The organism is Aestuariivirga sp. (assembly GCF_044239095.1).
Classification (GTDB): Bacteria; Pseudomonadota; Alphaproteobacteria; order Rhizobiales; family Aestuariivirgaceae; genus Aestuariivirga.
The window spans coordinates 1-5,401 of record NZ_JBIICB010000283.1 but is presented as its reverse complement, the minus strand read 5'-3'; the positions used below and the strand labels follow the sequence as shown (position 1 = coordinate 5,401).

Annotated in this window: 4 protein-coding genes; 2 read left to right on the top strand and 2 right to left on the bottom strand. The window is 61.7% G+C overall.

Annotated elements, in window-relative coordinates; all coding sequences use genetic code 11:
• Positions 1-614: 614 nt before the first annotated feature.
• Entirely contained in the window at positions 615-761 is a 147-nt protein-coding gene (locus tag ACILRA_RS19170; protein ID WP_395663661.1) for a hypothetical protein, read from the bottom strand.
• Positions 762-1,131: 370 nt separating this feature from the next.
• Between ACILRA_RS19170 and ACILRA_RS19165 the strand changes: the two genes are divergently transcribed.
• Both ACILRA_RS19165 and ACILRA_RS19160 read left to right on the top strand, forming a co-directional pair.
• Positions 1,132-2,118 carry a glycosyltransferase family 2 protein gene (locus ACILRA_RS19165; RefSeq protein ID WP_395663660.1) on the top strand — a complete coding sequence of 329 codons (987 nt, stop codon included), beginning with the start codon at positions 1,132-1,134 and terminating at the stop codon, positions 2,116-2,118.
• 88 nt (positions 2,119-2,206) lie between these two features.
• Complete coding sequence (locus ACILRA_RS19160) at positions 2,207-2,998, top strand: beta-1,6-N-acetylglucosaminyltransferase (RefSeq protein ID WP_395663659.1); 792 nt, start codon at positions 2,207-2,209, stop codon at positions 2,996-2,998.
• A 7-nt stretch (positions 2,999-3,005) separates the two neighbouring features.
• Here the strand turns inward: ACILRA_RS19160 and ACILRA_RS19155 are convergent.
• On the bottom strand, positions 3,006-5,401 hold a 2,396-nt coding region (locus tag ACILRA_RS19155), incomplete at its 5' end, for a tetratricopeptide repeat protein (protein ID WP_395663658.1).

Below are 5,401 nucleotides of genomic sequence, written 5' to 3'. Positions count from 1 at the left end.
TTCTCGGCCCAGGCGCCAGAGAGAGCCGCAAGGGCAATCACAACGAGCGTAACAAGAGTCAGAGAGATGGATCTCAACATGGTAACAGTTTCTTGGTGCAGGTTCGGTTGCCGATTGTAATTTGGTCCGGTCTCTATCGCTGCTGGGCGTTGAACTGGATCGCGGGTGACTGATAGCAGAGTGATCACTGCTTTACAGGAATTGTTCCTCTTCTGAAGTCCGAGTGCAAGACCCAGGGGAAGCATTGCCTCTGTTTTGCTGTTTGACCTGGTAAACTTGGTAAGGCAGACGCTGCGATTCCAGCCAAAGAGGAAACTGACGGTTGCGCAGCGCCAGCGCGGGCGAGCTATGCTCTCACAGTCGGCTTGGACCATTTGTTGGTGGATAAACAAACCCTCAGGACGATGTGTGCCAGATGTCCGGCAGGGCCAGATCGGGCCGGCCGGGATGGCACGGCCTGTCCAGCGGATGGGGCAGCGTCTTCGCGGATGTCAATTCTGTGCACCGGTCTTTTCTGATCAGTGTGACTTGAAGTATCTGCGGGACTTCAATGCTTCCCGATTGCAGGAACTTTCCTTGGTTGTTCGGATGAACATGAACGATATGGAACCACTTCAGTAGCTTGGCGAAAGCTGCCTCGGCCTGAAGCCGTCTTCCACGATCAGCGCATAGTCCTTCTTCGACTCAAGTAAGAGTTCCCAGGCACGAAGATGGCAGAGGAAACAGCCGAGCGTTCCCTTGAACTTGTGGCTGATGCCCATTCCAAGATCCGGCTCACCAAGGTTGATGCAGTAGACGGCATAGTCTGGCAGGGCGTTCAGATCGCTGCATGCTCACTTCCAGCAGTGTCAAGCTGTCGCTGTCATCCGTCCGCTGGAACAAGCCACGCTTGACGAGCGCCGTGAAATGAAGTTCCGGGTTCAGCGGATTGTGCCGCGTTCCTTTCGACCAGGTGATTTCACCTGGCTGTCGTGCGCGCCGGGTCTCTGAAGCTGAGCTACCTGCGCAACGGATGCTGACCTCGGCAGACGGCCTAAGTTCGTATCCGTCTATACAGAAAACTGATATCGACACGCCCGTGCTTCGGCAATAGTTTGCGGCCTCAGGTGCAGACGGTTAAGCGGTTTTTGGATGGGCGGCCTCACGCTAAAGGTTCACAGACGGAGAGCCAATCTCCTTGCCGGCGTGCCCGTGTTCTCGGTCATGCGCAACGAGACGTATTTCCTGCCGCATTTTCTCCGGCACTACCGCGCCCTGGGTGCACAGAGTTTCGTCATCTACGCCGACAGGTGCGACGAGGCGTTCATGTCTGTGCTTGAGGCTCAGGAGGACGTTTCCATACTGCTCTCCAACAACGCGAAGTTCGGCGACGTGCTTGGGGTTCAGAAGACGGGAGTGCCCAAGAGGCTGCCCACGCTGCTCAGGGAATATGCAACGAACCAGATGTTCTCGGGGCGTTGGCATGCTGTCGTTGACAGCGATGAGTTCATCGTTCTTCCGCCGCCGTTCTCCCGTCTCGATGACTATACGGCGTTTCTCGACCGGGCCGGAATGGACCACGGTTTTGCGAGCATGGTCGACTTCTATCCACGAAGGCTCAGGGAGCGGAATTTTGATCCCGGCATCGATCCGTTCCAGGCATGCCCATTCTTCGACGAAGGCCCATATCATGCGCTTCATGATGCATCGGGCAGGATCCTTCAACAGAAGTTCGGCATCCGCGGCCGGCTCCTGAGATTTCTGCTGGGGAGCTTTCCTAACGAGATGAAGGCGATGGAGGTTGGTCCGGGACATTATGCCGGTGCGCTAGACTACAAGTTCCCGATCATGAAATCATCCAGCACCCGCCAGCGCTTGGCCGACCACTCTATCAGCGGCGTCCCGTCCATCCGCAACGCCTGCACCATCGCGCATTTCAAGTTCTACCCCGAACTCGATGCGAAAGTGCGCACCGCCCTGACGGAAGGCCAGTATTACAAGGGGTCGGTCGAATACAGGATGCTTGACTTCGCGCTGAGGCGGCTCAGTGATGCCGACCTCGTGACCGCCGTCAGCAGACGCTATGCGTCACCGGTGGATCTCGTGGCGGCGGGCTTCATGGGGACGGCCGGCGCCTGACTCCCATGAGGCGCCGCGCCCTTCGGCGCTTGCCACGCCCACCAGCCGATCCTAGACTCATGTCGCACTGATCAACCCTACAGCGCCGATGACCATCGCCCTTTGCTTTCTCACCATTGCTGACCTGTCCCAGCCGGCCATGTGGGATGCCTTTCTCGCACGGGCGGAGGGGGCAACGGTCTATTGCCATGCGAAGCAGCCTGACGAGGTGACGACGGGCTTTCTCAAGGACGGCATTATCGCGGAGAGGGTGGCGACGGGGCATGGGCAGGCCTCGCTCGTTGATGCAACACTGACCCTGTTCAAAGCCGCCTTCGCGGACGCGCGCAACGAGCATTTCATCCTGCTGTCTGAGACGACGGTTCCCATCGTGCCTTTCGCTGACGTGGCGCTGGCGCTCGGCGGTCTCGCCGGGAAATCCCTCATCAGCTTCCGGATACCGGCGCAGGGGACAGAGCATTTCAGGCGGCAGGCCACACTTGCCGAAGGCTGCCGCTTCACGCCCTTCTTCGAGCATGACCAGTGGGTCATCCTGTCGCGCCGGCATGTCGGGCTTCTTCTCGAGAAGCCGAAGTTGCATTGTTTTGCGCGCATGTTTGCGCCGGATGAGCACTATTTCATGAATGTTCTCGTCCATCACTGCGGCATGCGCCCGGATGAGGTGCTGAATCGCCGCAGAACATTCGTCAACTGGAAGGAACGCCAGGTGAAGGAGGTGAGGGACGGATCAGGCCGCCTGGTGAAGCGCACGATCCACCCGCGGACCTATGACGCGCTGACCAGCAGCGACATTGTTCAGGCGAGGGATGCGGGATTCTGGTTTTTCCGGAAGGTCAGCCAGGACGCGGACTGCGGCGGGCTGGTCAACTTCGTGAGCTGATCCGTGCTCAGGCATTCTCTTTCAGGAAGCTGTCGAAGGCGCGGATGAAGGTGGCGTCGCGGTAAAGCCTGTGGCGGCCCTCCGCAAACAGGGCAGCGCAGTGGCGGCGATAGGCTTCCTCGCGGCCGAGCCGCACCAGAATGTCCACATAGGCGTCAGGCGTGGTGGCAATCATCTCGTCCGCGCCGATCATGGCGAACATGGCGCTGGTGTGCCGTCCGCGCATCGAATCACCTGCCAGCGTGGCGAGCGGCACGCCCTGCGCGATGTTCTTCAAGCTGGTGTTGCCGCCGCTCCAGCCCACGCTGTCGACACAGACGTCCATCGCCCGCATCAGGCGGTCGAAATCGGACGGCTTGCAGCGCGGCAGGAACATCACATGCCGCCCGGCGTCAAGCCCGTGCTCCGCGAAGGCCCTCTCGAGGCGTTCCCGCATCACCAAGGTCATGTAAGGGGGACTGCCCTCGAGGAACACGAACAATGCGTCAGGTACCTCGCGCGCGATGCGTGGCAGGATCGCGTCATGGCGGGGGAGGTACTTGAACAGCGATTGCAGGCAGCCATAGAGCACGCGGCCCTCCGGCAGGCCGAAGCCCGCTGCCGGGGCGGGGTGTTGAGCCTCACCGTCCCGCTCCTCGAGATAGAGTGCCAGGTTCGGCATGCGGACGAGCTTCTCCGTGTAGTGATCCTGCCCATCCTCCGGCTCCATCAGGTCGCTGGAGAGATAGAAGTCCATCTCGGGCGAGCCCGTCGTTACCGGATGGCCCCAGGCGGTGAACTGGCAAGGCGCGATACGGTGGAGAGACAGGAAACGGCTCACCGCCGTCATTCCCACGTCGGTGAGCATGAGGATGTCGAGCCCGTCGCTGCGCATCTGGCGCACGATCTCGTGCGGATTGTTGCGCGACCAGGTGAGCGTCCGGTGGCTACCGAGGGCGGCGAATTTCTGAGAAAGATCGTCCTTCGACGTCTCGAAGGCATAGGTGAAAAATTCATAGTCGCCGCGCGGAAGATGGGCAAACCAGTTGTAGGCCCAGTTGGCGCCATTGTGGTTGCGTAGCCGCTGCGAGGCGATACCGACGCGGATGGGCCCGGTCCGTGCCCGGGGCGCTGCCTCCCACGGCGGAAGCGACAGCAGCCGCGCGGCGGCAAGGGAGAGCTTGCGCATCGTCTCGCGGTCATTGCGCTGGTGATAGGCGAGGTAGAAGCCCGTGAGCTGGCGGATCGCCTGTTCGGACACCCGGGTCTCTTCCCCGCCGAGCGGTGCAACGCCGTCATAGACGCGGAGCAGTTCGTCGAGCACGTTCTCCACCCTGTCGCGCGTGGCTGCGAGTTCGGCCTCTGAGGCATAGATGGCGGGGATCTTGTCGACAGACAGGAGGGACATGCAGTGGCGGGCCACCGTTTCGGCCGCCGCATTGCCTGCCGCCATGATCCGGAGGCTCTGGCCGAAGTCCTCGAGCGCTTCTTCGGTCTGGCCCATTTCGCTGCGCAGCCCGCCGCGCGTGCCGTAAAGCAGGTGACGTTCGGGGGCGAGCGAGATGGCATGGTCGAAACAGGCTAGAGCCTCCTCGAAGCGGCGCATGCTGCGCAACGTGTCGCCCTTGCCCATGTGGGCGTCTGCCGAGTCCGGTTGCATGGCGATGGCTTGGTCATAGGCGGCGAGCGATTCATCGTGCCTGCCCAAGCCGTCCAGAACGCTGGCCCGGCGCAGCACGGGGGAGAGCCATGCGGGGTCAAGTTCGGCAGCCTTGTCGTAGCTCATCGCGGCGGCTGGCAATTCCTTCCGGGATTCCAGCGCCTTGCCGATCAGGAGATAGGCCTGGGCCTCTTGCGGGTAGGCCTTGATCACGATGTCGCACAGCGTGATTGCCTCATCATGCTGGGAGAGTTGGTAGAGCAGATCGGCCTTGCCGAGCAGCGCCTCTTTGTTCTGTGGGTCAAGCGCCAGGGCGCTCGTATAGTCGCCAAGCGCATCCTGCTCGCGCCTGGCTGACGTCAAGAGCCCGGCGCGCGCGAGGAGGGAGTCCACCGAAGAGCGGTCGAGGTCCACGGACCGCGTCGCGGCGGTGATTGCCGCCTCTGACTGGCCGAGCTGCCGCAGGCATTCAGCCAGGCTCCTGTACGCCTCGACGTGGCCGGGGTTTACCGCGATGGCCTTCTCCAGGATGTCCTGCGCCTCGGCTGGACGCGCCAGTTCGAGGAGCACGGCGGCGGCATTTACATAGGCCTCGCCATAGCCGGACTTGAGGGTGTAGGCGCGCGCATAGCTGGCAAGCGCCTCTTCCTTGCGGCCGAGGAGCGACAGGCTGTTGGCGAGATTGTTGTGCGCCTCGGCAAAATCCGGGCGGAGCCGCAGCGCCGCCTCGTAGCTTGCCACCGCCTGTTCGGTGAGGCCGCAGT

Bases quoted from the DNA above. Each gene is read 5' to 3' on its own strand.
- ACILRA_RS19170 (WP_395663661.1), bottom strand. From the start codon at position 761: ATGGGCATCAGCCACAAGTTCAAGGGAACGCTCGGCTGTTTCCTCTGC.
- ACILRA_RS19165 (WP_395663660.1), top strand. From the start codon at position 1,132: ATGGGCGGCCTCACGCTAAAGGTTCACAGACGGAGAGCCAATCTCCTT.
- ACILRA_RS19160 (WP_395663659.1), top strand. From the start codon at position 2,207: ATGACCATCGCCCTTTGCTTTCTCACCATTGCTGACCTGTCCCAGCCG.